Here is a 24833-nt window from a genome sequence, read left to right on the forward strand (position 1 = left end):
ATTAACAACCACCCAACACGCTTACAGCCACAAGGCCAAACCCCCAACATAAACAACGCGTTTAGTTCCTATAGCCCACCCATGCCGAAGCCAAGATTAGGACACCCCGACAAACTCCGTTACGGCATCAAGGGATAATCTTCGCCAATCACTGTCGGCAATCTATAGAACCCACACCTCGATCAAATCTTTAACCTCGACTAACCAGCATTGTTTTTATCTCCCACCTAACAGGATAGAGCTCGCTCAGACTCCCATTCTTCATTGTGAATCATGCTTGCCACAACCTTTGTGCCGACAAACCTCCAAGGGCCTTACAATTATTCTGATTAAAAATGTCGCAGTCTATCTGCAAACAGATTCATGGGCTCATCGCAACGACTCTGGAGGCTTGCACAACAATGACCAGAACTGAAAAGGGCGCACTGGGCGCACTTACTGGGCTGTCCTTGGGAGATGCGCTGGGCATGCCCACGCAGAGCATGAGTCCAGCAGCCATCCATGAGGCCTACGGCAGGGTTGACACCCTTCGTGATGCTATTGCGGATCAGCCGATCGCTCCAGGTATGCCTGCGGGATCTGTGACCGATGACACCGAGCAGGCACTGATTGTCGCAGAGCTGATCATCGAGGGCAGAGGACACATCGATCCCAAAGAGTTCGCTAAGCGCCTTCTGGCCTGGGAGGACGGCATGAAGTCACGCGGATCACTCGACCTGCTCGGGCCATCCACCAAGCTGGCCCTGGAACAGGTTCGCCATGGCGCGGACATCATGACCACAGGAAGGACCGGCACCACCAATGGGGCGGCCATGCGAGTCGCCCCGGTAGGGATAGCCAACAGGCCCGAAGACACTAGACGGCTGGCCAATCGCATCTACGAGTCCTGCCAGGTCACCCACGACACGGTCACAGGCTTTCAAAGCGCAGCGCTGATCGCTACGACAGTCAGTCTGGGACTTGAAGGAATGACCGTTCGCCAGGCACTGAATGAGTCCTTGCGCCTGGTACCCGCCATGGAAACCGCCGGAGCCTGGACACCCAAGGCATCGGTTCCCGCTCGGGCCCGCCAGGCAATACAAGTGTCCGAAGAATTCAGCGATGAGGACGACTTCGAACGCCACCTCATCGAAGACTGCGGCACTTCGGTGGAGGCCAATGAGTCTGTGGCAGCCGCTTTTGCCCTGGCCTGGAGATTCGCCGACGATCCCCAATCGGCTCTATTCGTCGCGGTCAACCTGGGCGGCGATACGGACACCATCGCTGCCATGACCGGCGCAATGACCGGCGCATGCACCGGCCCCGAGGTGTTCGACCCTGCACTCTGCTCCCAGGTGGCTTCAGTATCTCACCTCGACCTGCAGAAAACTGCCCGTGGCCTGATTACCCTAAGGTAAAGCGCAAAACGGATACGACAGAATCCTTCAGGAATACAAGAATGTAAAATCCAGTCAACCCCGAGATCATGGAGTCCACCCAGACCACACCACAGGCCTGACCAGACAATCCATCGCTGCATCCAGTACATCGTGAGTCAAAGGAGACAATCCATGTCAACTGCACCAAAAGAGGGCACCATCCTCTCCAGAGTTGAGCAAAGGGGCATCGAACCCGTGCCCGAGGATCAGAGGAACGGGTCGCCCGGTCAGCTCTTCTGGGTCTGGTTCGCCGCCAACATCTCGATCCTGGGAATCCCTCTGGGAGCTACCCTGATTGCCCAGGGCCTCAATCTCTGGCAGGCCGTGCTCGCCACGACCATCGGAGCCTTCGGATCCTTCGCACTGGTCGGCATCATTTCCATAGCCGGCAAAAGAGGCGGCGCCCCCACGCTGACCCTGTCCCGAGCCATTTTCGGCGTCAGAGGCAATGCGGGCCCCACACTGGTGGCTCTGCTATCCAGGCTGGGCTGGGAGACGGTGAACACGATGACTGGCGCTTTTGCCCTGCTCTCCCTGATTGCCATCATCTTCGGCACCTCAGCTGATGCCAAGCGCTCCCCCTTCCTGACCTTCGTCTGTATTGCCGTCTTCGTAGCCTTGACCGTGGTGGTCTCGGCCGCAGGCCACGCCTTCATCCTCACTGTGCAGAAGTGGGCCACCTGGATATTCGGAGCCCTTACCCTCTTGGTAGCCATCTATCTGGCCACGACCGTCGACTGGTCCTCCTTCATCGGCAATGCCCCCGGGTCAGCCAGCGCCTTTTTTATCGGAGTCGGCACCATAGCCGCAGGGACGGGCATCGGCTGGGTCAATTCCGGCGCAGACATGGCCCGCTACCAAAAGACCTCGGTAAAATCCGGCTCTCTGATCCTGACTGCAGCAGCCGGCGCCGGCATCCCCCTGGTCGTGGTTATCGGCCTGGGATCGGTCCTGACAGCAGGCAACTCCACCATTGCCTCCGCCGCTGATCCGGTCGCCGCGGTTCGAAGCGCCCTGCCCGCCTGGGTTTCGATCCCCTATCTGATTGCCGCCTTCGCTGGGTTGCTCATGTCAAACAACCTGTCCGTATATTCGGCCGGCCTGACCACCATCACCCTGGGCATCAGAATTCCCCGCGTCTATGCGGTCGTCGTCGATGTGGTGGTGACCACCTGCGGAGCCCTGTACTTCACGCTGGGCTCCGACGGATTCTACGGCCCCTTCGTCACCTTCATCTCCCTCTTGGCAGTGCCGCTGAGCACCTGGGCAGGCATCTTCCTGTCAGATATGATCTTCCGCAAGCGCTATGATTCGGACGGCCTTCTGAATCTTCAAGCCGATTCCCCATACTGGTACTGGCACGGCATCAACCTCCCGGCCATCGTCAGCTGGCTGGTGGGGATAGTCGTCGGCTTCCTGTTCGTGACGGCCCAGGTCTCCAAGAACGAGGTCTGGTTCTCAGGACCGCTGGCCGGCAGCTTCTTGGGCAGGAACGGCCTGGCATGGCTGGTATCCCTCCTACTGGGAGGAATCCTCTATGCCATTTTGCACCTCCTCTCCAAGGACTCCGTGGCGGTGAGGGGCAGCAGTAATGACTGAACCCAGCATCCTTCATCTCGGTCAGGTGGTGATTGACCTGAGCATGAACATCGACCACCTCCCGGAACGCGGAGGGGACATTTTCGCCAGGCGAACCGCCATAAAGGTCGGCGGCGGATACAACGTGATCCAGGCAGCCAGGCGGATGGGGGCACCCATAGCCTACATGGGGGCGATCGGCACAGGTCCGATGGCGGACATGGCCCGTGGAGCCCTTGCTGCCCTGCAGGTTCCCGCACAAGGGCCTGTGCTGGATAACTGTGACACCGGATACTCGGTAGCCATGATCGAACCCTCGGGTGAACGCACCTTTGTATCGGCGAGTGGCGCAGAGACCCGGGTACCGGAGGGCACCTACGAAAGCATGAATCTGGTTCCCGGTGATGTCATCTACCTGAGTGGGTATTCCTTCTGCCACAAGGACAACACCCGAAGCCTGCTCGGTTTTGCTGAGAAACACCAGGGCGAAGGATTTCCGGTGCTCTTCGACCTGGGACCCATGGTGGCAGATATTGCACCGGATGTTCTTGATGCGGTCAACGGTCTGCATCCTATCTGGTCCCTCAACGAACGCGAGGGACCAATCCTGGCGAAACGTCTAGGGTGCCAACCCGAAACTGGCGACGTTACTGAGTTGGAATCCCTCTGCCGCTCGCTTTCGTTGAGACTGGACAGTCCGGTGGTTCTCAGAGCCGGCGCCCGCGGTGCCTGGTACTGCCAGCCCAAGGATGCAATGCAGAGCCAGTACATTCCCACCCCGCAGGTCCATGCCATAGACACCAATGGTGCAGGCGATGCACACTCGGGTGTCCTCTGCGCGGGCATCTTCCAAGGTCTGCCCATTGAGGAGGCCCTGGTGCTGGCCAACTGTGCAGGAGCACTTTCCACTACCCAGCGGGGTCCAGCCACATGCCCAAGTGAAGAAGCCATACGAAAGGCCGCCAGCTCCCTGCAATGATGACCGGAGCAAAACCGGAGGAAACAAAGGCGGCCGCCGACTTCATGCTGACGGCCGCTTGGCCTCTCAACGAGGGACCAGAGAATGACGTATCAGAGCTGCTTGCCCAGCTGATCGGCTGCGCGCAGGGCGTGAGCGACATCGGTAGGGGTCACCTCGAAGGGCATGTTGCCCATGGTCTCGTCAGGACCGCAGGCGTGCTCGCCGACCTTGAGCAGATCCTCCTCGCTGGCCTGGCCGATGCCGATCTGCTCCAGGGAGGTGGGCAGACCCACGCTGCGGAAGAAGTCGTAGACCCCGCGGGTCTCCTCCAGGGGCCGATCCTCAAGGACCAGCTGGGCCAGGGTGCCGAAGGCCACCTTTTCGCCGTGCAGCATGGAGTGGGTGCCCTCCAGGGCGGTCATCCCGTCATGGATGGCGTGGGCTGCAGCCAGTCCGGAGCTCTCGAAGCCCAGACCGCTCAGCAGCGTATTGGCCTCGATGATCTTCTCCAAGGCGGCTGTGCGGACACCGGCCTTGGCAGCGGCCACGGCCTTGACCCCATCCTCCAGCAGCGTGTCACGGCAGAGACGGGCCAGGGCGAAGGCGGCCATGGTGGCGTGGCCTCCGGTCATGGTCACCGCGTTCGATTGCACGCAGGCGGCCGCCTCATAGTAGGTGGCGAAGGCATCGCCCAGTCCTGATACCAGGAAGCGCACCGGAGCCTTGGCGATCACGTCGGTATCCATCAGGACCACATTGGGGTTGGCAGGCAGGGGCAGGTAACGGTCAAAGACGCCTTCGGGCGTGTAGAGCACGGACAGCCTTGAGCAGGGCGCATCCGAGGAGGCTGCCGTGGGCACAATCATGACCGGCAGGTGGGCGAAGTGGGCCACAGCCTTGGCGGTATCCAAGGTCTTGCCGCCGCCGATGCCGATCACCGCGTCGCTGTCGCCCAAATGGGCACGATGGCGGTCGATCTCCTCCATGGAGCACTCGCCGCCGAATTTCATCAGTTCGTAGGGGATCCCATCGTGCTCAAAGGAGGCGACAATGTCGTCGTGGTAGAGCCCGTCGATGACCGGGTCGACGATCAGATGGGCGCCCTTGGTGCCCAGAGCCGCGTATTCTCCGGCCAGCTTTCCCATGGCGCCCTCCTGCTGAACATAGGAGCCGGGAGAGCACAGAACCTTGCGCATACATACACCTTTCTCATCGCTGATCCCGTCTTCGGGACCAGGTCCTTAGTGACGAGCCTCTTGACCCGTCTGAAAGTGACCCTAGTCACATTACATGGTGGGATGGGTATGCCGCGCCGAGCAACAGGTTAGTTACGAGGCGCGGAATTGGTCGTGCTTGTCGGCGACGACTGGGGTGTAGAAGCCGTATTTGAGGGGCTGGGCGTGGAGCCGGTCGCGTCGGCAGAGGGCGAAGGCGAGCTCGTAGAGTTTCCACCCTGCTGCTGACCCTGACCGGATCCTTGTTCGTTGCCCTGATTCTGATTCGTTCCTGATGGTTGATTCTGCGGAGCACTCGGGGTCGACTGATATTCAGGCTCCTCAGTGCGCCGCGCAGGCTTGGAAGGGGTCTCCTCCTCCTGGCTGGGGGTTACCTGGCTGGTCGGGGGGCTGACCACGTTACGAACCACCTTGTCGGTGCCCTCGCCTTTGGTCAGGGCGTTGATGGCCAGAGCAGACAGCAGCACGGCCACCAGAGCGCTGACAACAGAGACAATGATGACGTTACGGCGTCGCTGATCCAGCTTCTTCTTGCTGTTTGCCCCAACGGGAGCCGCATGGGCCCGGGGGCCGTTGCTGGACGAAACGGTCCTTCCGGTCTTGGCTGCCGATTTTTCATCACCGACAGGAGGCATAACCTGAGTGGACCCATCAACCGGCTCCATCACCTGGGTGGACCCGTCTGCAGCACCGCTGGAACTGTCCGAAGTGCCTGTCCCCTGTGCCGGCATGACCGTGGTCTGTCCATCCGCGGCTGAATCGCCATCCGTATCCGTCTTGGAATCGCCATCGGCCTGGTCGGCACCGCCAACCACGGACTCCTGCAGCTTTTGGCCAGAGGCTTCCAAAACATTCTTGTAAATCTGCGAGGCCACAGCAGAGACGATGGAACCGATGGCTACGCCGATGATGGATCCCGCCACGCCGATCTTGGCGGCCAGCCAGAAGGAGGTCATGGCTGCAAGAGCGCCGGCGACGATCTGCGCCCAGGAAATGTCATGAAAGAACTGCTTCACTCCGACCCCTTTTGATCCAACGGCTGGTTGCTGCGCTCTTATGGTAGCTGGTGGTCATGGCGATCCTGTGATGGTCAGTCAGTCTGGACCAGCCCTCGGGGATTGTCCCAGTCCCCCCGCATGGCGATGGCAGGACCACGATTGTAGTCGATCATGGACCATCGCAAACCGCCGTCGGGCAGGTCTCGTGGCATCAATCGCGCCCAGTGGGCATTGCGCATGGTGACCAGACCCAGGTATTCGGGATATTCACTGGCCATGCCCAGCAGAGCCTGGAGGGCCTGGGCTATGAAGGACCCATGAGAGAAGACCATGAGATCCGTGTCTGGACCAGCCCGATGAATCCAACGGTTCAGAGTCTCCAAGCCACGTTTGCCTACCTGGGCCTTGGTCTCAGCACCGTGAAGCAGCTCTCCCCCGGCGCCCCGGGACCAGGATTCATAGTCCTCCGGCCAGCGTTGACGAACCTCTTCGGCGCTGGCTCCCTCCCACTCGCCGAAGTTGCGTTCGCGCAGCCCGGGATCAAGATGGACCGTCTGGCCCAAGGGGTCGGCGAAGGCATGGGCAGTGGCGGCTGCCCTGCCCAGATCAGAGGAGACCACCAGCAGGCGGCGGTCCTGAGGTGCCCCATCCACGTACTCGGCCCGGAGCTCCTCGGCTGTCCTCTCCACCTGCCAGCGGCCAACGCTGTTGAGGGGGATGTCGATCTGGCCCTGCATCCGGTGATTCGCATTATATGAGGTCTGCCCATGACGGACCACGGTCATGGAACGCACATGCCGTCCATCATCGACGGCGGCGACCGGGTCAGTCATGGTTGTCCTGAGGATCAGCGAAACGGCTGCGCAGATCATCCCCATTCAAATCATCAGCCTTGGAGGCCAACTGGCCGTCCTGGTCATCATCGGCAAGGGTGAAGGGGTGCTCCAGCTGCAGATCCACCTGGGGGCAGTCCTTCCAGAGCCGTTCCAGGTCATAGTAGGCCCGGGCCTGCTTGTGCATGATGTGGATGACGAAGTCACCGTAGTCCAGCAGAACCCACTGGGCCTCCTGGACGCCCTCCCGCGAACGGGGATCCAGATTCTTTTGCAGGTGGAGCTGCTTCTCCACCTCCTCGGCGATGGCCAGGACCTGACGTTCGTTGCTGCCGGTGGCCACCATGAAGATGTCGGTGATGGCGATGGGCTGGGAGACGTCGAAGGCCACGATGTCCATGGCCTTGATATCGTTGGCTGCCCGAGCGGCCACCCGGACTGCGTCGATGGATTCCTGCAATGCTGGCACTTGTCACGCCTTTCCTTGTTATGAAGCAGATGCTGTCATGGTTACCGCTCCCAGGCGGGCTTCCAGTCCGGAACCTGATGCTGGTCATTGGTGGAGTAGACCATGGCTCCGTCCTCGACCGGATGGCGGATGACCGATCCGGCCCCGGTGGTGACTCCGTCGCCCACCTGGACGGGAGCTACGAAGAGGTTCCCTGCGCCCACATGCACCTCCGACCCGATCTCGGTGCGGTTCTTGTGCACGCCGTCGTAATTGGCGGTGATGGACCCGCCGCCCACGTTGCTGTCGTGGCCTATGTGAGCATCACCCACGTAGGAAAGGTGGGGCACCTTGGTCCCGTGGTCGATGGTGGCCTTCTTCATCTCCACGAAGGCCCCGGCCTTGGTGTCCTCGGCAAGGACGTTGCCAGCCCTCAGATAGGTCCATGGGCCGATATTGGCGCGGGCTCCAATCCGGGTCTCCTGCACGCGGGATCGCTCCACCTTGGCCTGCGGCTCGACAATGGCGTCAATCAGGGCGGTATAGGGGCCGATGACCGCGTCCGAGGCGATCTCGGTATGACCCTGCAGGAAGCATCCGGGCAGAATGACGGCATCCTGCTGGATGACTACGTCATCTTCGATCCAGGTGGTGGACGGGTCCAGGATGGTCACCCCCTGGCGCATGAACTCCTGGCAGACCCGCAGGTTATGGGCCTTGGCCAGTTCAGCCAACTGGACCCTGTCGTTGACGCCTTCGACCTTGAGCGGATCAGGAGCAGCGAAGGCTCCGACCCGGCCCAAGCGGCGGGCTGTCTCCAGGGCATCGGTCAGATAGAACTCCCCCTGGGCGTTGCTGTCGTCCAGACCGCGGACCGCCTGGCGCAGCAGATCCGCCTCGAAGACGTAAACGGAAGTGTTGACCTCCTTGACGGCCAGTTCGGTGCCGGTGGCGTCCCGCTGTTCGACGATGCGCAGAACCCGTCCATCCTGGTCACGAATGATGCGGCCGTATCCGGTAGGGTCGTCCAGATTGACCGTCAGCACGGTGGCCCCGTCGCCGGAATTGACATGATAGTCAAGCAGACTTTGCAGCGTGTCCGCGTCCAGCAGGGGCATGTCCGAGGCCACGATCAGCACCTGACCGTCGTGCCGAAGCTCCCCATCCAGCTGATCCACGGCGCACTGAACCGCGCGCCCTGTACCCGGTCTGCTGTCCTGACGGACGATGCGCACCTGGGGATCGTAGGATCGTGCGGCCTGCGCCACCAGGTCGGCCTGATGATGAACCACCACGGCCGTCAGCTCGGGATTCAGGGCGGTCACCGAAGTCATGACTCTCTGCAGGAAGGTCTTGCCAGCCAGAGTGTGTAGAACCTTGGGGTGGGCCGAGTGCATGCGAGTGCCCTCGCCTGCTGCCAGGATGATGCCAGCGGTCAGCGTCTGCCCGCCGGTCAAAACTCCACCACCCCGCTCTCGGCGATGCCGATCAGATCCTGAATGGAATCCACCACCTGGTCAGGGCGGTAAGGGAAAGTTTCCACCTCGGGTCGAGTGGTGATGCCGGTCAGCACCAGGAAGGTGTTCAGGCCAGCCTCGACTCCGGCCACAACGTCGGTGTCCATCCGGTCGCCGATCATGGCCGTGGTCTCGGAGTGGCCGCCAACCCTGTTCAGGGCCGTGCGGAACATAATGGGGTTGGGCTTGCCCACGAAGTAGGGCTCCCGGTTAGTGGCCTTGGTCACCAGGGCCGCCACCGCGCCGGCTGCCGGCAGGACGCCGTTCTCACTGGGCCCGGTGGCGTCCGGGTTGGTGCAGATGAAGCGGGCGCCGCCCAGGATCAGGCGGATGGCTGTGGTGATGGACTCAAAGGAGTAGGTCCGGGTCTCGCCCAGGATCACATAGTCCGGTTTGATGTCGGAAAGAATGAAGCCGGCCTCGTGCAGGGCCGTGGTCAGCCCGGCCTCGCCGATCACATAGGCTGATCCCCGCGGCATGGTCCGGGACACGAAGTCCGCGGTGGCCAGCGCAGAGGTCCAGATCCGGTCCTCAGGCACGTCGATGCCCGAACGACCAAGGCGGGCCGAAAGGTCACGAGGGGTGTAGATGGGATTGTTGGTCAGCACCAGATACTGGCGGTTGTTGCGCTTGAGGGTGTCGATGAATTCGGCAGCGCCGGGCAGGGCCGTGTTCTCATGCACCAGCACGCCGTCCATGTCGGTGAGCCAGGTTTCGATCTTCTTGACTGCCAAGACAGTTCCTTTCGGTTGGTCACCGACCCCAAGGAGGCCGTCTCCGACCGGAATCGGCGAGCGTAAGCTCCCCCACCTGGATTCGAACCAAGACTAAGGGTTCCAAAGACCCGTGTGCTGCCTTTACACCATGGGGGAAGGGCGGAACCCTTGAGGCCCCGCCAAGTTTATTATGCCACAGCCGGACGATTACGCCACGCCATGCCGGGCAGGCAGGGCTTTAGGCAAAGAGGAAGCCCTGGCCGTGATGAGCCGGATACGTGTCGAAGAGCCGGGCCACCGAGCCATCCTCAAAGACCGCCTTGATGGCCGAGGCCAGCAGGGGCGCGATGGACAGCACAGTCAATCCATCCCAACGCTTCTCCTGGGGAATGGGGACCGTGTCGGTGACAATGACCTCCTTGGCCTGGCAGGACTTGAGCCGTTCCACGGCAGGCCCGGACATGACGCCATGAGTGGCCACGATGGTGATGGAGTTGGCGCCGGCCTCCTCCAGGACGTTGCAGGCCTCGGTGATGGTGCCGCCGGTGTCGATCAGGTCGTCCACCAGCACACAGTCCAGGCCACGCACGTCGCCCACCACCCGATGGGCCACAGCCTTGTTGGGCTGGGTGATGTCACGGGTCTTGTGGATGAAGGCCAGGGGAACGCCTCCCAGGCGCTGGGCCCACTGCTCAGCCACCCGGATGCGGCCGGCATCCGGCGAGACCACGGCCACCTTGGACAGATCCATCCGGTCGCGCACATAGTCCACCAACACAGGCATGGCGATCAGATGGTCCACAGGCCCATCGAAGAAGCCCTGGGACTGGGCGGCGTGCAGGTCAACCGACATGATCCGGTCCGCGCCAGCCGTCTTGAGCAGGTCGAACATGAGCCGGCAGGAGATGGGCTCGCGGCCCAGATGCTTCTTGTCCTGACGGGAGTAGCCCAGGAGCGGGCAGACCGCGGTGATGGATCGCGCCGAGGCCCTCTTGAGGGCGTCGATCATGATCAGCTGTTCCATGATGGACTTGTTGACCGGGTCTGAGTGGGTCTGCAGGACGAAGACATCCGCACCGCGCACCGACTCCGTATAACGCACATACATCTCGCCGTTGGCAAAGTCGTATGCCGTCGTCTCCAGGACGTCGATGCCGAGTTGATCGGCCACGTCCGCCGCGAGTCTGGGATGGGCCCGGCCTGTGACAAGTATGAGATTTTTTCCTGGTCTGCCTTTGAGTATCGCGCTCACCATATCTCCAAACGTTGTTTTCGCTGAAGCGGACAGCCTCCATAATAATGGCGCGCGCTGACACGGCCGGGCTGTCCGTGTTGGCGAGTCCGACAGCATGCGAAGCTCAGGAAGCCGAGCGGTAGAGCCCGTGCTTGTTGATGTACTGCACCACCCCGTCCGGAACCAGGTACCAGACCGGCATGCCCCTGGCCGAACGACGGCGCACATCTGTGGACGAGATGGACAGGGCCGGAATCTCCAGGGTATCCACCCGCTGAGCAGGCACCTGAAGGTCGTCCAGGCTGGAGGAGTAGCCGGGCCGGGAGACGGCCACGAACTTGGCCAGATCCCACATCCGGTTGGCATCCTTCCAGCGCATGATCTCGGCCACGGCGTCCGCCCCGGTGATGAAGAAGAGGTCGCTGTCGGGGCGCATCCGCTTGATGTCGCGCAGGGTGTCCACGGTATAGGTGATGCCAGGCCGCTCAATATCCACCCGGGAGACCGTGAACTTGGGGTTGGAGGCCGTGGCGATCACGGTCATCAGATAGCGGTCCTCGGCATTGGTCACCGTCTTGTTCAGCTTGAAGGCCGGGCGGCCGGTGGGCACAAAAATGACCTCATCCAGGTCGTAGACCCAGGCCACCTCCGAGGCTGCCACCAAGTGGCCATTGTGAATAGGGTCGAAGGTGCCGCCCATGATCCCCACCCGGGGTCGGCGGTTATGGTGGGCAGGCCTACAGGCCCCGTCAATATCTGATGGCTCCTGCCCGGATTCCCCCTCCTTGGACAGCTCAGACATCATCCGGTTCACGCCTGCTCGCCCTCCCGTCTGGCTTCCGAGGCGTTCTCCTCGTTCTCCGACTTGGCCTCCTGACGCATCTGCTCTGCGCTGGGGTTGACCCGGTCGGGATCGATCCGCTCCATGTCGGCATTCCACTCCTCCTGGACCACGCGGCGAATCTCAGAGTAGGTGGGCAGTGGGAAGCCCGGCTGGTAGGCCCGACGAACCTGGGCCACGCATCCGGTGATGGCTACCAATGAATCGGACAGGTCGGCGATGCGCCCCTCCTGCTCCTGTTTGCGGAAGACCGGCACCCGCTCCTCCATGACGGTGATGTCGTGCCTGACCTGATTGAGCTGGTCCTGGTCCAGGTCGTACACATCATCGGCATGTTCGTCAGGCCAGCCAATCAGGACAGCGTCGGCGTACTCCAGGCAGGAGCGCTGGTCTGCATCCGGGATGCCGTCCTCGATTTGGACCAGAAAGACGTACCGCAGCAGGCTCAACCGCTCTGAAGCCACCCTCAGCCAGATGCGCGGATTGTCGTGCTCGCGCTGGAAGAGCTCTTCGATCTTCTCGTTCACGGCCGCACCTGCCCCCTGCCGTAACCGATCCACTTGGTGGTGGTCAGCTCCTGCAGGCCCATGGGTCCTCGGGCGTGCAGCTTCTGGGTGGAGATGCCCAGCTCGGCGCCCATGCCGAACATGCCGCCATCGGTGAATCGCGTTGAGGCGTTGACCATGATCACTGCCGAATCCACCCGACGGGAGAACTCCTCCACGGCCTCGTAGTCCCGGGCCAGGATGGCCTCGGTATGACCGGTGGAGTGACGGTTGATGTGCTCGATGGCCTGATCCAGGGAGTCCACCACGCGCACCCCCATCTTCAGATCCAGATACTCGCGGTCCCAGTCGGCTTCCTCTGCGCTGACCAGCAGTTCTTCAGGCAGACCCTGCCCGGCCAGGATGTCCATGGAGACCGCGTCCAGGCGCAGCTCGACATGGGCCTGCGTCAGCGCTTGGGCCACACGGGGCAGGAATTCAGCGGCCACATCCCGGTGGACGATCAGTTTTTCGGCGGCGTTGCAGACGCCCACCCGCTGGGTCTTGGCGTTGATGATGAGGGGAATGGCCTGATCCATGTCCACCGAGCGGTCCACGTAGATATGGACATTGCCAGCCCCGGTCTCGATGGTGGGCACGGTGGCCTGCTCGATTACGCTGCGGATCAGACCCCGTCCACCCCTAGGCACCAGCAAATCGATATGACCGCGTGCCTTCATCAGGGCCTGGGCCCCATCGCGACCGTATCGGTCCACGGAAGCCACCAGAGCCGGATCCAACCCCTGCTCACGAAGCACCCCGCCTATCAGTTCCACCAGGGCGCGGTTGGTGCGCTGGGCCGCGTGACCCCCTCGCAGGAGGGCCGCATTGCCGGACTTGAGGCAGAGGGCCACCACATCGATGGTCACATTGGGCCGGGCCTCGTAGATCATGGCCACCACGCCCAGGGGGACACGCACCTGATTGAGCCGCATGCCGTTGGGCATGTCATGGCCGCGAACCACCTCACCTAGAGGATCAGTCAGCCCCGCCACCATGCGCACGCCCCGGGCGGCGTCCGCGATACGAACCTTGTCCAGGCGCAGACGGTCGATCAGACCGGCGCTCATTCCTTCTTCAAAAGCCTGGGTGCAATCCTGCTCATTGACTGCGGCAATCTGATCGGCCTGATCGATCAGCGCATCAGCCAAGGCCAGCAGCAGAGCGTTCCTGGCCTGGCCGGTCAGGCCTGCCAGACCTGCCTGTGCAGCTGCCGCCGCATCGGCCATGGCGCAAACCCGATCGAACACATCCTGACGATCGGAGTTCTCGTTTTCACTCATGTTCGTCAGATCCTTTCGCCCTCGCGGGTCCGCCAGACCCATATTCTGTACCGATTGTAACCCTCAGCGAGGGCAATGATGACAGGAGGAGGGAGGGCATTGCTGCGCCTCCCTCCTTCAAGGGCCGATCAGTGGGTCTGATCCAGCTCAGGATAGAGCGGGAAGGCCTCGACCAGCCGATCCACCCGGGCCTTGAGGGCGTCCAGATCCGCCTGGGGACCCTGGGCCAGTGCAGTGCCGATCACGTCGGCCACCTCCTCGTACTGGGCCGGGCCGAAGCCGCGTGTGGCCAGGGCGGAGGTTCCGATGCGCAGACCAGAGGCCACAGATGCCGGGCGCGGATCGAAGGGCACCGTATTGCGGTTGACGGTGATGCCGATCCTGGCCAGCAGGTCCTCCCCCTGACGGCCGTCCATCTCGCTGTTGCGCAGATCCACCATGACCAGGTGGACATCTGTGCCACCTGTGAGCACGGTGATGCCGTTGTCAGCCACATCCTTGGCCATTAGACGCTCAGCAAGAATCTTGGCGCCCTCCAGGGTGCGCTCCATCCGCTCCTTGAATTCAGGCGTGCCGGCCAGCTTGAAGGCCACAGCCTTGGCGGCGATCACATGCATGAGCGGGCCGCCCTGGTTGCCGGGGAAGACCGAGGAGTTGAGCTTCTTGGCATACTCCTGACGAGCCAGGATGAACCCGGAGCGGGGTCCGCCCAGGGTCTTGTGGGCCGTGGAGGAGACCACATCGGCATAGGGCACCGGACTGGGATGCAGACCGGCTGCCACCATACCCGCGAAGTGGGCCATATCCACCCAGAACTTGGCTCCCACCTCATCGGCGATCTCCTTCATGGCTGCAAAGTCCTCAATGCGCGGGTAGGCGCTCCACCCACCGATGATCAAAGCCGGATGAGTTTCCAGGGCCCGTTGACGGATGATCTCGGGCTCGATGCGGAAGGTGTCCGGATCGACCCCGTAGGATTCGGCATGGTAAAAACGTCCGGAGAAGTTGATCTTCATGCCGTGGGTCAGGTGGCCACCGTGGTCCAGGGCCAGGCCCAGCACGGTGTCGCCGGGCTTGATCAGGGCCTGATAGACGGCGGCGTTGGCCTGGGCGCCCGAATGCGGCTGGACGTTGGCATATTCGGCGCCGAACAGGGCCTTGGCACGGTCCCGGGCCAGGTTCTCGACCTGGTCCACCCACTCGCATCCGCCGTAGTAGCGTCTGCCGGGATAGCCCTCGGCGTACTTGTTGGTCAGCACGGATCCCTGGGCCTGCAGGACGGCCTTGGGCACGAAGTTCTCAGAGGCGATCATCTCCAGGCCGCCGCGCTGACGCTCCAACTCCCCATCCAGCAGTGCGGCGATCTCCGGATCCACCTGCGAGATCGAAGAGTTCAGGACATCGTAGGATTGCTGTACCGGGTTCTCTTCGACCATGGGTCGCTCCTTTGTCTATAACGTCCAGCCTCGGATACAGGGCTGGTGGGCAATACTGTACGCCATGCCGACCCCTGGCAGGCCGTGGCGTCCATGGACGGTTTCCTCCGCAAGCCGAGCATGGCCATGGTTCGGACCCCTGCACGGGGTAGAATGCCCTGGTAATGATCAGTTCGGCGACATGGCGGAGGGGCAGGCAACCATGAGCACATACCACAGCACCCGAGGCGGCAAGGAGCAGCTGCAGTCCAAGCAGGCCATCAGACGGGGTCTGGCTCCTGACGGCGGACTCTACGTAAGCGATGAACTGGACGCTGAAACCATCGACCCTGCCTCGGTTGCCGGCCTGGACTACAAGGGCACGGCCAAACTGGTCCTTTCCAGACTGCTGAGTGATTACACTTCCCCAGAGCTGGACTCCTGCCTGGACGCGGCCTACGGAGAACAGTGGTCTGATCCGGCAATCACCCCTCTGGTGGACCTGGGCGGCAACGACTTCGTACTGGAGCTCTTCCGCGGGCCCACCTCGGCCTTCAAGGACGTGGCCCTGCAGCTGCTGCCGAGACTGATGGCCCTGGCCGGGGAGGATGGCGAACGGATCATGGTGCTCACCGCCACCTCCGGAGACACGGGCAAGGCGGCGCTGGCCGGATTCGCAGACGCGCCGGGCACGGGCATCACCGTCTTCTACCCGCAGGGCAAGGTCAGTCAGATCCAGCGCCTGCAGATGGTCACCCAGGAGGGCGGCAACCTGCAGGTCTGCGCAGTTCGGGGCAATTTCGACGATGCCCAGTCCGCAGTCAAGTCCATCTTCGCCGACACCGATCTGGCTCGTGAACTGGAGGAGAAGGCCTCGACCGTCCTCTCCTCGGCCAACTCCATCAACGTGGGCCGCCTGGCTCCGCAGGTCGTCTACTACTTCCGGGCTTACGGGTCCCTGATGGAACGAGGGGTGATCAGACCTGGGGATCCGGTCGAATTCTGCGTGCCCACCGGCAACTTCGGCGATGTGCTGGCCGGATACTACGCCAAGATGATGGGCCTTCCAGTGGCCCGCCTGACCGTGGCCTCGGACCGCAACCGGGTCCTCAACGACTTCCTGACCACAGGCGTCTATGACCGCAACCGCCCCTTCTACACCACTACCTCCCCCAGCATGGACATCCTGATCTCCTCCAACCTGGAACGGATGCTCTACTACATGGCCGGCGGCGACACCAAACTGATTGCCTCGCTTATGGCCGATCTGGAGTCCACGGGACGCTACCAGGTGCCTGAGGCCCTGATGACCAGAATCCGCGGGCTCTTCTCCTGCGGCTGGGCCGACGAGGACCAGGTGGCCTCAGCCATCAGCGACTGCTGGGAGGACCGGGGATACCTGATCGATCCGCATACGGCCTGCGGTTACCAGGTCATGACCGGACAGACCGACAGGGATCCTGCCGTGCCTCGGGTGCTGCTGTCCACAGCCAGCCCCTACAAGTTCCCCCGGGTGGTCTGCCAATCCCTGGGCCTGGAGACCCCGGACAGCGACTTCGACTGCATGGACATCCTGGCCGAGTCCACCAACACCAGGCCCCCCAAGGCTCTGCGCACCCTGGAAAACGCGCCTGTGCGCTTCCAAGACTGCATCGGTCCCGGAGATATGTCCGACTACGTCCGCCACGCGGTCATGCAGTCCTGAAGCCTGAGCGAATTGACTCAGATCTCCTTCCTGGCATAGACCTTGCGAGATATGGCTATCGAAACCATATCAGCCGCCAGAATCACCGCCAGCCCGAGGAGCACCGGCCGCCACAGGTCGGATGTCAAGAATCGCATGAGTGAATTCCAGATGGCCCCCCAGTCAAAGGGCAGCCAACTGCCGATAAAGGCCATTATTGGTACCAAACCGAGAAACGCCAGGAAGGCTATCACAGCTTTAGCTAGTTCCAGCCAATAAAACAGAGGCGCAGCTACAGCAAAGAGCAAAGACTCCGACATGAACAACCCCAGAGTAAACAAGACGGTGTCGCGCCAATGGTCCTGACCTTGCAAAAACGATTCAGTAACGCAGAAATAGAATATTGCATAGCCGCAAGACTGAACGAGGACCAGCAGACTTACAGCAGCATAGCGTCCAAATACCTGGTGATCACGTGTTATGGGCAGCAGACCGTTCAACCGAATCGCCGCATTGCTGAAATCGACAAACAAACCAGATACCAGGCCTACAATCAGTCCGATTCCCATGCCGGCCACTGCTCCCGTCAACGCAGTCCGTGCATCATCCCCATCATGGCCTGTCAGGGCCATGACCAGGTTCAGCAGGATTCCGATGACGGGCGCAGACAGGAAAATCAGCACACCAACCCAAGTTCTCCCTGCTCCTGAGAAACGTTGCATGTCCAGCCTGATCTGCTCGGCTATCGCCTTCATGACCCCACCTCCTTATTCTTGTCGGCCGCAGCAGGTGGGCCTGCGGTCAGTCTGATGATGTTGTCAAAGTCGGCCCGCTCAACCAGGTAGCGGTCCTTTGAAGGCTCTACGGCGGTTGGGGAAGCCGATGCCAGAAAATCCTTCAAGTGTTCGGCAGGCACCAGAGCCTCGAAACCGGTGGCGGAGCGCTGCAAGCCCATCAGATGCGGCATTTGCGCTCCAGCCAGATCGTCCGGCCCTCCTCTCACTATCTGGAAAGCCTCCATCAACTCGTCCTTGGGGCCGGTGTAGAAGACAGACCCCCGATTGATATAGGTGACGAAGTCAGCCACCCGTTCGAGATCCGTGGTGATGTGAGTGGAGAAAAGCACCGAGTGACGGCCGTCGCCGATGTAGTCCAGCAGAATATCCATGAGCTCGTCCCTGGCCAGGACATCCAGACCACTGGTGGGCTCATCCAGAATCAAGAGCCTTGCATCGTGGCTAAGGGCGACGGCCAGCATTAGCTTCATCTGCATGCCACGGGAAAGCTTGCCGATTTTACGGTTTTCCTGCAGACCGAACCGACGCAGATAGTCGTGGTAGCGATCACTGTCCCAAGAGGGATACATGGGTGCCATCACCGGCTCGACGGCCTTGACCTTCCATGCCTCCAGGAAATAAATGGAATCGAAGACCACGCCCAGGTCTGCTTTGACCTCCTCCTCCTGGCTCAAGGGATCACGGCCCAGAATGCTGATTGCTCCGCTGTCCCGGCGGGTCATATTCAGCAAGAGCCGGATCAGGGTGGATTTGCCTGCGCCGTTGGGGCCTATCAATCCCATGATGTAGCCCATGGGCAGGTCCATGGTGACCTGGTGCAGGCGGAAACCCGTGCCGTCAGCCCTGACATAGCTTTTCCCCAGGTCACTGACGCGCAGGGCATAGTCGACCTCTTCACCGGAAGCTGTCACCGGCGGTGATGCACGCATACTGCTATTCCTTTCCCTCTTCGGACGCGGGCGCAGAACCCTTGTCCCCCAGCAGGCCGTCGAGCAGGCCGCGAATCCGATCCGGCTCCATTCCAGCCCGACGAGCCGTATCGACCGCCTCGCCCAGCAGGGACTGCACGCGATCCTCCAGATGCTGCCGCATGACCTGGTCGCCACTGTCGGCCACGAAGGTCCCCTTGCCTTGGATGTTCTCCACCAAGCCCTCTTGGGCGAGTTCGGTATAGGCGCGGGTCACGGTCAGCACGGACACCCTGAGCTCCCGCGAGAGATGCCGCAGAGAGGGCAGTCCCTCCCCCGCTTGCAGGTCTCCGGTCAGGATGGCCGAACGTATCTGGTCCTCGATTTGCCGATAAATCGGCTGTCCGGACAGGGATGAGATGATCAGCTTCATCCAAGCCCCTTTCATTGATGGTCGGCACGACCCTGGCTGAGCTGTGCCGGTGTTCATGTATACATTATAACAGTTTGATCATGAAGACAAACAACTACTGATCTTCTCAGGACGTGATTCACAGATTCCATAGCAACGGCGCTGCAGTGCTGAAATCCCGACCGATCACGGCTTCGGACAAAATCCATGTGGACCAGGTCATCGCCGCATTGCACATGCCAAGGACGGATACGGGTGTCATCAACGAAAATCCATCATGAGTGTTGCCGCACGATCATCTACAGCCGATTGCCTGCTGTCCAAGCAACAGAATGACAGATGCCGAGCACGCAGAAGCACGGCCACAAAGGCAACAAAGTCACCAGCGACAAAGTCGCCAAACCTTGTCAAAGTCACTGAATCGACGAACTTTGGCATGGCGAGGTTGAGGCTACAACCAGACCTATCGGGCCTGGAGCCTGCTGGAGGACAGAAGCTCTCGCGCGTGCTTCAGGGAGGTTGTGGACTCGCTGCCGGCCAGCATCCGGGCGATCTCCCGCTCTCTGTCTTGGCCTTCTACCTGGTGGACCAGGGTCTCTACGGCATCGCCGCCCTCCCGGCCCTTGGCCACGACGAACTGTCGATCGGCCCAGGAAGCCACCTGCGGCAGGTGGGTGACCACGATCACCTGGGCGGTGACGGCCAGCCGGGCCAGACGACGACCTAGTTCTACAGCTGCCCGACCACCGACGCCCGCATCCACCTCGTCGAAGATGAAGGTCATGGTCGGGTCACCGACCTGGGAATCACGGCCAGCATGTCCATGGCCAGACCCGTCAGGCGACGATGATGTCCGGCCTTCGGCGGCCACCAGCTCCAGGGCCAGCATGAGTCGGCTGAGTTCGCCGCCAGAGGCGCTCTTGCCCATGGGCAGCAGGTCCGAACCCGGATACGGCCTGAAGAGAAAGTCGATCTGGTCCAGACCATGCGCATCCATGTCCTGGTCCTGGCGTGGTCTGACACGGATCTCCAGCCCGGCACCCGCCATGGCCAGGGAGCGCAATTCGCCGTCGACAAGTTCGCTCAGCCTTCGTGCAGCCTTGCCCCGTGACGCAGACAGATTCCGTGCGGCCTTCAAAGCGCTTCCGCGAAGCTGCTCAACCTGACCTTGAAGCTCCTCCAGCTTCTCGGGTGAGGCATCCATGTCCTCAAGTTCAAATGCCGCCTTCTTGCGCCAGGCCAGAACGTCGTCGATGTCTGGTCCCCAGCGCCGGGTCAGCTCATCCAGATCGTGGATGCGGGCGTTGATCTTGTCCAGATCGCCCTCCTGGCCTTCGTCATCCAGCTGGCTGCTCAGGGTGAAGACCAGGTCAGACAGATCGGCATTCAACGAGCGCAGCCGCTGGGCCGACACCTGAAAGACCCCCTCCACACCGATGCCCTCCAGGGCGGCAATGGCCCGTTCCACCAAGGCCGTAGCCGATGGTGCGTCGGCATCCGGATCGATCTGGCCGGAGTCCAAGGCGGACAGCGCGGACATGACTCCCTGACTGATCTGGGCCGCGTGCTCGATCCTGTCCCGCTGAGCCTTGAGTTCACGATCTTCGCCGGAATGCGGGTCGACCCGGTCGATCCGGGCGATGGATTCCCGGAGATAATCTGCCTGGGCCATAGCGCCGGACTGCTGGTTACGCAGCTCCTCCAGATGGTCCTGGGCCTGTCGGTACTGCCTGAAGGCCTTGGAAAAAGCCTCCAGCTGCGGACCGTCACCGGCGTAGGCATCCAGAAATTCACGCTGCCGGGCCGGGCTGGCCATACGCATCTGATCCGCCTGGCCGTGGACAGTGACCAGCATCCCAGCCACCTCCTGCAGCAGGCCTCGAGGAGCAGTTCTGCCGTTCAGAGCGGCACGGGAACGCCCCTTGACAGGCATGGTCCTCGCCAGGAAAATCTGCCCCTCATCCTCCAAGGGCAGGCCAGCCTCGGTTATGGATGCGGTCACTGGATTCTCGGCTCCTGCCGTTCCAGCATCAAAAATTCCTTGCACCCAGGACTCCCGAGCTCCAGGCGACACTAACTGCGGACGGGCGGTGGACCCCGAGATCAGCCGGATGGCGTTGAGCAGCATGGACTTGCCAGCCCCGGTCTCCCCGGTGATGGCCGTCATGCCGGCAGCAGGGCGCAACAGGGCATGGTGGATGGGACCCAGGTCTCGTACTTCCAGCTCTTCCAGCATCAGTGCTCCTTGTTCGACTCTGGCGGCTCCCCCTGGTCCTGCCCATTCGCAGCCACCGAGGGGCGATGCTGCTCCCTCCAGCCGACCACCGGCAGGTCGAACTTGGAGACCAGCCGTCTGGTGAAGGGCACCCCCGACAGCCTGGCCAGCCTCAGGATGTCATGGGACTGACGCACCACAATGCGGGACCGCTTGGGCACTGGCCGTTGACGGCGTCCGTCGTTGCAGATCCAGCCGGCCGACTGGGAATCACCCAGAACATCCAGGGTGAACTGCGACTTGGGGCCGATGATCAGGGACCTGGCAAAGAGGGCGTGGGCGGCTATGGGCACCATCTGCAGCGACTGCGCATCCGGCCAGACGATGGGCCCGCCCACCGAAAAGGCATAGGCCGTCGATCCGGTCGGGGTGGCCACAATCATGCCGTCGCAGCCGAAGGAGCTCATCTCCACATCGTCCACTCGGACCGATACCTCGATCATCTTGCCCCGATCATATCGTTCCAGGGTCATGTCGTTAAGGGCCCAGTCGCTCAGTGGTCGATCGGCTCCGGGTATCCACAGGTCCACGTGGGCCACCATGCGCTCGTCGATGGAGTAGTCATGATCGGCCACCCGGCGAATGGCCTCACCAATCTGGAAGCTCTCGAACTCCGCCAGGAACCCCACGTGACCAAGATTGACCCCCAGGATGGGCACATCGGTGCCCTTGACCAGCTCTGCAGCCCGCAGAATGGTCCCGTCGCCGCCCAGGACGATGACGATCTCGGTGTCGTCGGCCACCTGCTGGCTGGGACTGCCGAATTCCGGGGCGGCGATGTTGTCGACAATCGAGACGCGGAATCCGTCCCGGCGCAACTGCTCCTCGACCTCGTCAACCAGGTGGCCGCTTGCCCGGACCCGGCTGTGCGTGACCACGACAGCGCTACGAGCACCCATGGGGCCTCCCTTCCGGCAACAATGCTCATCCTATCGGGCCCGGCCAACAGCGGCGCCCATCGTGGCGGGGTCAGGCCAAACGACGACCAGCAGCTGCGGCCATGCCCTGCCCGGTCTCGTAGCGGGGCGATCCGGTCCCATCCACGGCATCGGCATCCACCACGACACGGGAGACATCCGTCCTGTCGGGCAGCTCGAACATGGTCGCCTCCAGGGTGTGCTCGAGGATTCCACGCAGCCCACGGGCGCCCACCTTGCGTTCCAGAGCGATGGCGGCAACCCGATCCAGGGCGGCATCCGTGAAGACCAGATCAGCCCCGTCATCCAGGAACATGCGCCGGTACTGGTCGACCAAGGCATTGTCCGGTTCGGTCAACACCCGCCGCAGCTCATCGGCACCCAGCGGCTCCAGGGTGGAGATGACCGGCAGCCGCCCCACGAACTCGGGAAGCAGGCCAAACTGTTCCAGGTCCTCGGCCCTGACCTGGCTCATGACCCGGTCGTCGGGCACCCTATCGCTGCCCTGAGTAGCCGAGAATCCGCTCTCCCGCAGGCCCAGCCGCCGACGGACAATCTCCTCAAGACCGACGAAGGCGCCACCGCAGATGAAGAGGATGTTGGCTGTGTCCATGACGACCGTGCGGACATCCCCATGCCGCCGCGAACCCTGGACCGGCACACGGGCCTGGGTGCCCTCGATGATCTTGAGCAGAGCCTGCTGGACCCCCTCGCCGGACACGTCCCGGGTGATGGAGGTGTTCTCGCCGGATTTTCTGGCGATCTTGTCGATCTCGTCGATGTAGATGATCCCCCGCTGTGCCAGGTCCATATTGCCGTCGGCGGCTTGCAGCAGCCCCTGCAGGACGGACTCCACATCCTCGCCCACATACCCCGCCTCGGTCAGGCTGGTGGCATCCACAATGACAAAGGGGACGTTCATGATGGTGGCCAAGGTTCGTGCCAGGTAGGTCTTGCCCACGCCGGTGGGACCCATGAGCAGGATGTTGGACTTGTCCACCTGGACGCGTGGGGCTGCGTCCTTTTGCTCAAACGCTGCGTCAGTAACACGGCCACGGTCGCCCCGGTCCATATTGACGCGCTTGTAGTGGTTGTAGACAGCAACAGCCAGGGTGCGCTTGGCGGCCTCCTGGCCGATGACATACCGGTTCAGATAGGCGAATATCTTTGAGGGTGCAGGCAGGGTCACCCGCCGGTCGGCAGCATCCTTGGCCATATCCTCCTGGATGATCTGGGCGCATAGACGTATGCATTCGTCGCAGATGGCGCAGGAAGGCCCCTTGACCAGTCGACGCACCTGGTGCTCATCCTTGCCGCAGAACTCGCAGCGATTCAGTCCGTCATTGTAGCTGACCACACGGCCCATGGCTCTCCCTTCCCGGAGAATCCGCAAGGATCGCCGAAATCATATATGACCGGCATCGTCCATGATGCCAAAAACGTCCGGAGGCCGTGGGTCCCGAGGATCCGCCGCCATCCGGACGATCAATCATGTGCACAGTCACCGGAGCTAATTGCGGTGCTCCAGGACCTCGTCCACCATTCCGTAATCCTTGGCCTGCTGGGCGGTCAGAATGGTGTCCACCTCGATGTCCTTGCGAATCTTGTCGACATCCTGGCCGGTGTGCTTGGCCAGAGTCTCCTCCAGCCAGGTGCGCATGCGCAGCATTTCCTTGGCCTGGATCTCGATCTCGGTGGCCTTGCCGAAGTCCTGCTCCATGGCCGGCTGGTGAATCAGCACACGGGCGTTTGGCAGGATCAGCCGCTTGCCCTTGGTGCCGGCCGCCAGCAGAACGGCAGCAGCTGAGGCAGCCTGGCCCAGGCAGACAGTTTGCACATCGGGCTTGATGTACTGCATGGTGTCATAGATGGCGGTCATGGCCGTCATGGATCCCCCCGGCGAGTTGATGTAGATAATCACGTCGCGGTTGGGATCCTGGCTCTCCAGAACCAGGAGCTGGGCCATGATGTCGTCCGAGGAAGTGTCATCCACCTGGACGCCCATGAAGATGATTCTGTCGTCGAAGAGCCTGGTGTAAGGGTCCTGGCGCTTGTAGCCGTAGGGGGTGCGCTCCTCGAACTGCGGCAGCACATAGCGGTCGGTGGGCATGGCGCCCAGGCCGCGAGGGCCGGCCAGTCGACGAGCCCGTGCTACGAATTGCGCTTCTTCAGATGCCATGTGGAGTGCTCACTTCCCTTGATCCGCGGTCATAGTGCCGTGGGTGGTCACGATCCGGTCGACAAAGCCGTACTCCAGGGCCTGCTGGGCCGTGAACCAGTGATCGTATTCGTTGTCCCGGTAGATCTCTTCCAGGGTATGGCCGGTCTGCTCGGCCGTCAGCTGGGAGAGCGTGCGCTTCATATCCATGATCAGCTCGGCGTTGATCCTGACATCAGTGGCCGTGCCTCCGACGCCGCCCGAAGGCTGATGCATGAGCACCCGTGCATGGGAGGTGACGAAGCGCTTGCCCTTGGCCCCGCTGGAGAGCAGGAACTGGCCCATGGAGGCCGCCATGCCGACTGCGACCGTAGCCACGTCAGGCTCGATCAGCTGCATGGTGTCGTAGATGGCCATGCCCGCGGTAATGGAGCCGCCTGGCGAATTGATGTAGAGCCAGATATCCTTCTTGGGATCCTCGGCCGCCAGCATCAGCATCTGTGCGCAGATGACGTTGGCGTTGGCGTCCTTGACCTCGTCCCCCAGCCAGATGATCCTGTCCTTGAGCAGTCGGTTGAAGATGGGATCGGTCGGCGTAGGGGCCTCCCCCTCCTCCATCACGGGACTGGTTGCCAATGAGTTGTTCACCCTGTCTCCTTC

The 24833-nt window shown here is 62.0% G+C and carries 23 protein-coding genes and 1 tRNA gene; 4 read left to right on the forward strand and 20 right to left on the reverse strand.

Annotated elements, in window-relative coordinates; translation table 11 throughout:
- Nucleotides 1-401 precede the first annotated feature (401 nt).
- From AC0AII_RS07815 to AC0AII_RS07825, 3 genes are all read left to right on the forward strand, one after another.
- Nucleotides 402-1397, forward strand: coding sequence for an ADP-ribosylglycohydrolase family protein (locus AC0AII_RS07815; protein WP_015021725.1), 996 nt, complete (start codon nucleotides 402-404; stop codon nucleotides 1395-1397).
- A gap of 153 nt (nucleotides 1398-1550) precedes the next feature.
- Entirely contained in the window at nucleotides 1551-3017 is a 1467-nt protein-coding gene (locus AC0AII_RS07820) for a purine-cytosine permease family protein (protein WP_490446723.1), read from the forward strand.
- A complete protein-coding gene (locus tag AC0AII_RS07825; RefSeq protein WP_490446724.1) occupies nucleotides 3010-3975 on the forward strand; it encodes a PfkB family carbohydrate kinase in 966 nt (321 codons plus the stop codon). Before AC0AII_RS07820 ends, AC0AII_RS07825 begins: the two co-directional genes overlap by 8 nt.
- A gap of 92 nt (nucleotides 3976-4067) precedes the next feature.
- Here the strand turns inward: AC0AII_RS07825 and AC0AII_RS07830 are convergent, their stop codons facing one another.
- The 12 genes from AC0AII_RS07830 to glyA form a co-directional block, all read right to left on the reverse strand.
- Nucleotides 4068-5153 carry a glycerol dehydrogenase gene (locus tag AC0AII_RS07830; protein ID WP_144086041.1) on the reverse strand — a complete coding sequence of 362 codons (1086 nt, stop codon included), beginning with the start codon at nucleotides 5151-5153 and terminating at the stop codon, nucleotides 4068-4070.
- Nucleotides 5154-5281: 128 nt separating this feature from the next.
- Nucleotides 5282-6208 carry a hypothetical protein gene (locus tag AC0AII_RS07835; RefSeq protein ID WP_490446725.1) on the reverse strand — a complete coding sequence of 309 codons (927 nt, stop codon included), beginning with the start codon at nucleotides 6206-6208 and terminating at the stop codon, nucleotides 5282-5284.
- A gap of 74 nt (nucleotides 6209-6282) precedes the next feature.
- Nucleotides 6283-7023: a histidine phosphatase family protein gene (locus AC0AII_RS07840; protein WP_490446726.1), complete on the reverse strand. Its 741-nt coding sequence runs from the start codon at nucleotides 7021-7023 to the stop codon at nucleotides 6283-6285.
- Complete coding sequence (gene rsfS, locus AC0AII_RS07845) at nucleotides 7016-7492, reverse strand: ribosome silencing factor (protein WP_490446727.1); 477 nt, start codon at nucleotides 7490-7492, stop codon at nucleotides 7016-7018. Before rsfS ends, AC0AII_RS07840 begins: the two co-directional genes overlap by 8 nt.
- A gap of 41 nt (nucleotides 7493-7533) precedes the next feature.
- The gene (glmU, locus tag AC0AII_RS07850) at nucleotides 7534-8910 is read right to left on the reverse strand and encodes a bifunctional UDP-N-acetylglucosamine diphosphorylase/glucosamine-1-phosphate N-acetyltransferase GlmU (RefSeq protein ID WP_490446775.1); all 1377 of its coding nucleotides are present in this window, start codon (nucleotides 8908-8910) and stop codon (nucleotides 7534-7536) included.
- A 14-nt stretch (nucleotides 8911-8924) separates the two neighbouring features.
- Entirely contained in the window at nucleotides 8925-9722 is a 798-nt protein-coding gene (locus AC0AII_RS07855; protein WP_101432244.1) for an HAD-IIA family hydrolase, read from the reverse strand.
- Nucleotides 9723-9789: 67 nt separating this feature from the next.
- A tRNA-Gln gene (locus AC0AII_RS07860) sits at nucleotides 9790-9860 on the reverse strand.
- 82 nt (nucleotides 9861-9942) lie between these two features.
- On the reverse strand, nucleotides 9943-10959 hold the full coding sequence (locus AC0AII_RS07865) for a ribose-phosphate diphosphokinase (RefSeq protein ID WP_045924211.1): 1017 nt from the start codon (nucleotides 10957-10959) through the stop codon (nucleotides 9943-9945).
- Nucleotides 10960-11062: 103 nt separating this feature from the next.
- A complete protein-coding gene (gene nadD / locus AC0AII_RS07870; protein WP_198201328.1) occupies nucleotides 11063-11743 on the reverse strand; it encodes a nicotinate-nucleotide adenylyltransferase in 681 nt (226 codons plus the stop codon).
- A 5-nt stretch (nucleotides 11744-11748) separates the two neighbouring features.
- Nucleotides 11749-12306, reverse strand: a complete 558-nt coding sequence (locus AC0AII_RS07875) for a phosphoribosylglycinamide synthetase (protein WP_463318866.1) — start codon at nucleotides 12304-12306, stop codon at nucleotides 11749-11751.
- Nucleotides 12303-13607, reverse strand: a complete 1305-nt coding sequence (locus AC0AII_RS07880; RefSeq protein ID WP_490446728.1) for a glutamate-5-semialdehyde dehydrogenase — start codon at nucleotides 13605-13607, stop codon at nucleotides 12303-12305. The genes AC0AII_RS07875 and AC0AII_RS07880 overlap by 4 nt, the downstream gene beginning before the upstream one ends.
- A 128-nt stretch (nucleotides 13608-13735) precedes the next feature.
- Nucleotides 13736-15043 (reverse strand): serine hydroxymethyltransferase, encoded by a 1308-nt coding sequence (gene glyA, locus AC0AII_RS07885; RefSeq protein ID WP_045935291.1) that lies wholly within the window; start codon nucleotides 15041-15043, stop codon nucleotides 13736-13738.
- Between the two features lie 202 nt (nucleotides 15044-15245).
- Here glyA and thrC point away from each other — a divergent pair, with 202 nt between their 5' ends.
- The gene (gene thrC, locus AC0AII_RS07890) at nucleotides 15246-16727 is read left to right on the forward strand and encodes a threonine synthase (RefSeq protein ID WP_490446729.1); all 1482 of its coding nucleotides are present in this window, start codon (nucleotides 15246-15248) and stop codon (nucleotides 16725-16727) included.
- 17 nt (nucleotides 16728-16744) lie between these two features.
- Here thrC and AC0AII_RS07895 read toward each other — a convergent pair whose 3' ends face one another.
- From AC0AII_RS07895 to AC0AII_RS07930, 8 genes are all read right to left on the reverse strand, one after another.
- Nucleotides 16745-17461: an ABC-2 transporter permease gene (locus AC0AII_RS07895; RefSeq protein WP_490446730.1), complete on the reverse strand. Its 717-nt coding sequence runs from the start codon at nucleotides 17459-17461 to the stop codon at nucleotides 16745-16747.
- A complete protein-coding gene (locus AC0AII_RS07900; protein ID WP_490446776.1) occupies nucleotides 17458-18414 on the reverse strand; it encodes an ABC transporter ATP-binding protein in 957 nt (318 codons plus the stop codon). Before AC0AII_RS07900 ends, AC0AII_RS07895 begins: the two co-directional genes overlap by 4 nt.
- 22 nt (nucleotides 18415-18436) lie before the next feature.
- Complete coding sequence (locus AC0AII_RS07905) at nucleotides 18437-18844, reverse strand: GntR family transcriptional regulator (protein WP_490446731.1); 408 nt, start codon at nucleotides 18842-18844, stop codon at nucleotides 18437-18439.
- A gap of 442 nt (nucleotides 18845-19286) precedes the next feature.
- Nucleotides 19287-21059: a DNA repair protein RecN gene (locus tag AC0AII_RS07910; RefSeq protein ID WP_490446732.1), complete on the reverse strand. Its 1773-nt coding sequence runs from the start codon at nucleotides 21057-21059 to the stop codon at nucleotides 19287-19289.
- On the reverse strand, nucleotides 21059-21997 hold the full coding sequence (locus AC0AII_RS07915) for an NAD kinase (RefSeq protein WP_490446733.1): 939 nt from the start codon (nucleotides 21995-21997) through the stop codon (nucleotides 21059-21061). Before AC0AII_RS07915 ends, AC0AII_RS07910 begins: the two co-directional genes overlap by 1 nt.
- Before the next feature lie 70 nt (nucleotides 21998-22067).
- On the reverse strand, nucleotides 22068-23381 hold the full coding sequence (gene clpX, locus AC0AII_RS07920; RefSeq protein ID WP_490446734.1) for an ATP-dependent Clp protease ATP-binding subunit ClpX: 1314 nt from the start codon (nucleotides 23379-23381) through the stop codon (nucleotides 22068-22070).
- Between the two features lie 144 nt (nucleotides 23382-23525).
- Nucleotides 23526-24194, reverse strand: a complete 669-nt coding sequence (locus AC0AII_RS07925) for an ATP-dependent Clp protease proteolytic subunit (RefSeq protein WP_144086028.1) — start codon at nucleotides 24192-24194, stop codon at nucleotides 23526-23528.
- 9 nt (nucleotides 24195-24203) lie between these two features.
- A complete protein-coding gene (locus AC0AII_RS07930; RefSeq protein ID WP_029678947.1) occupies nucleotides 24204-24791 on the reverse strand; it encodes an ATP-dependent Clp protease proteolytic subunit in 588 nt (195 codons plus the stop codon).
- Between the last annotated feature and the right edge of the window lie 42 nt (nucleotides 24792-24833).

This window comes from Bifidobacterium sp. VU/mBH4 (B4), from assembly GCF_058199535.1.

Bases quoted from the DNA above. Each gene is read 5' to 3' on its own strand.
- AC0AII_RS07840 (WP_490446726.1), bottom strand. From the start codon at position 7,023: ATGACTGACCCGGTCGCCGCCGTCGATGATGGACGGCATGTGCGTTCC.
- AC0AII_RS07815 (WP_015021725.1), top strand. From the start codon at position 402: ATGACCAGAACTGAAAAGGGCGCACTGGGCGCACTTACTGGGCTGTCC.
- AC0AII_RS07895 (WP_490446730.1), bottom strand. From the start codon at position 17,461: ATGAAGGCGATAGCCGAGCAGATCAGGCTGGACATGCAACGTTTCTCA.
- AC0AII_RS07830 (WP_144086041.1), bottom strand. From the start codon at position 5,153: ATGCGCAAGGTTCTGTGCTCTCCCGGCTCCTATGTTCAGCAGGAGGGC.
- AC0AII_RS07915 (WP_490446733.1), bottom strand. From the start codon at position 21,997: ATGGGTGCTCGTAGCGCTGTCGTGGTCACGCACAGCCGGGTCCGGGCA.
- AC0AII_RS07825 (WP_490446724.1), top strand. From the start codon at position 3,010: ATGACTGAACCCAGCATCCTTCATCTCGGTCAGGTGGTGATTGACCTG.
- AC0AII_RS07820 (WP_490446723.1), top strand. From the start codon at position 1,551: ATGTCAACTGCACCAAAAGAGGGCACCATCCTCTCCAGAGTTGAGCAA.
- nadD (WP_198201328.1), bottom strand. From the start codon at position 11,743: ATGATGTCTGAGCTGTCCAAGGAGGGGGAATCCGGGCAGGAGCCATCA.
- AC0AII_RS07905 (WP_490446731.1), bottom strand. From the start codon at position 18,844: ATGAAGCTGATCATCTCATCCCTGTCCGGACAGCCGATTTATCGGCAA.
- AC0AII_RS07925 (WP_144086028.1), bottom strand. From the start codon at position 24,194: ATGGCATCTGAAGAAGCGCAATTCGTAGCACGGGCTCGTCGACTGGCC.
- AC0AII_RS07910 (WP_490446732.1), bottom strand. From the start codon at position 21,059: ATGCTGGAAGAGCTGGAAGTACGAGACCTGGGTCCCATCCACCATGCC.
- clpX (WP_490446734.1), bottom strand. From the start codon at position 23,381: ATGGGCCGTGTGGTCAGCTACAATGACGGACTGAATCGCTGCGAGTTC.
- glyA (WP_045935291.1), bottom strand. From the start codon at position 15,043: ATGGTCGAAGAGAACCCGGTACAGCAATCCTACGATGTCCTGAACTCT.
- thrC (WP_490446729.1), top strand. From the start codon at position 15,246: ATGAGCACATACCACAGCACCCGAGGCGGCAAGGAGCAGCTGCAGTCC.
- AC0AII_RS07930 (WP_029678947.1), bottom strand. From the start codon at position 24,791: ATGGAGGAGGGGGAGGCCCCTACGCCGACCGATCCCATCTTCAACCGA.
- AC0AII_RS07880 (WP_490446728.1), bottom strand. From the start codon at position 13,607: ATGAGTGAAAACGAGAACTCCGATCGTCAGGATGTGTTCGATCGGGTT.
- AC0AII_RS07865 (WP_045924211.1), bottom strand. From the start codon at position 10,959: ATGGTGAGCGCGATACTCAAAGGCAGACCAGGAAAAAATCTCATACTT.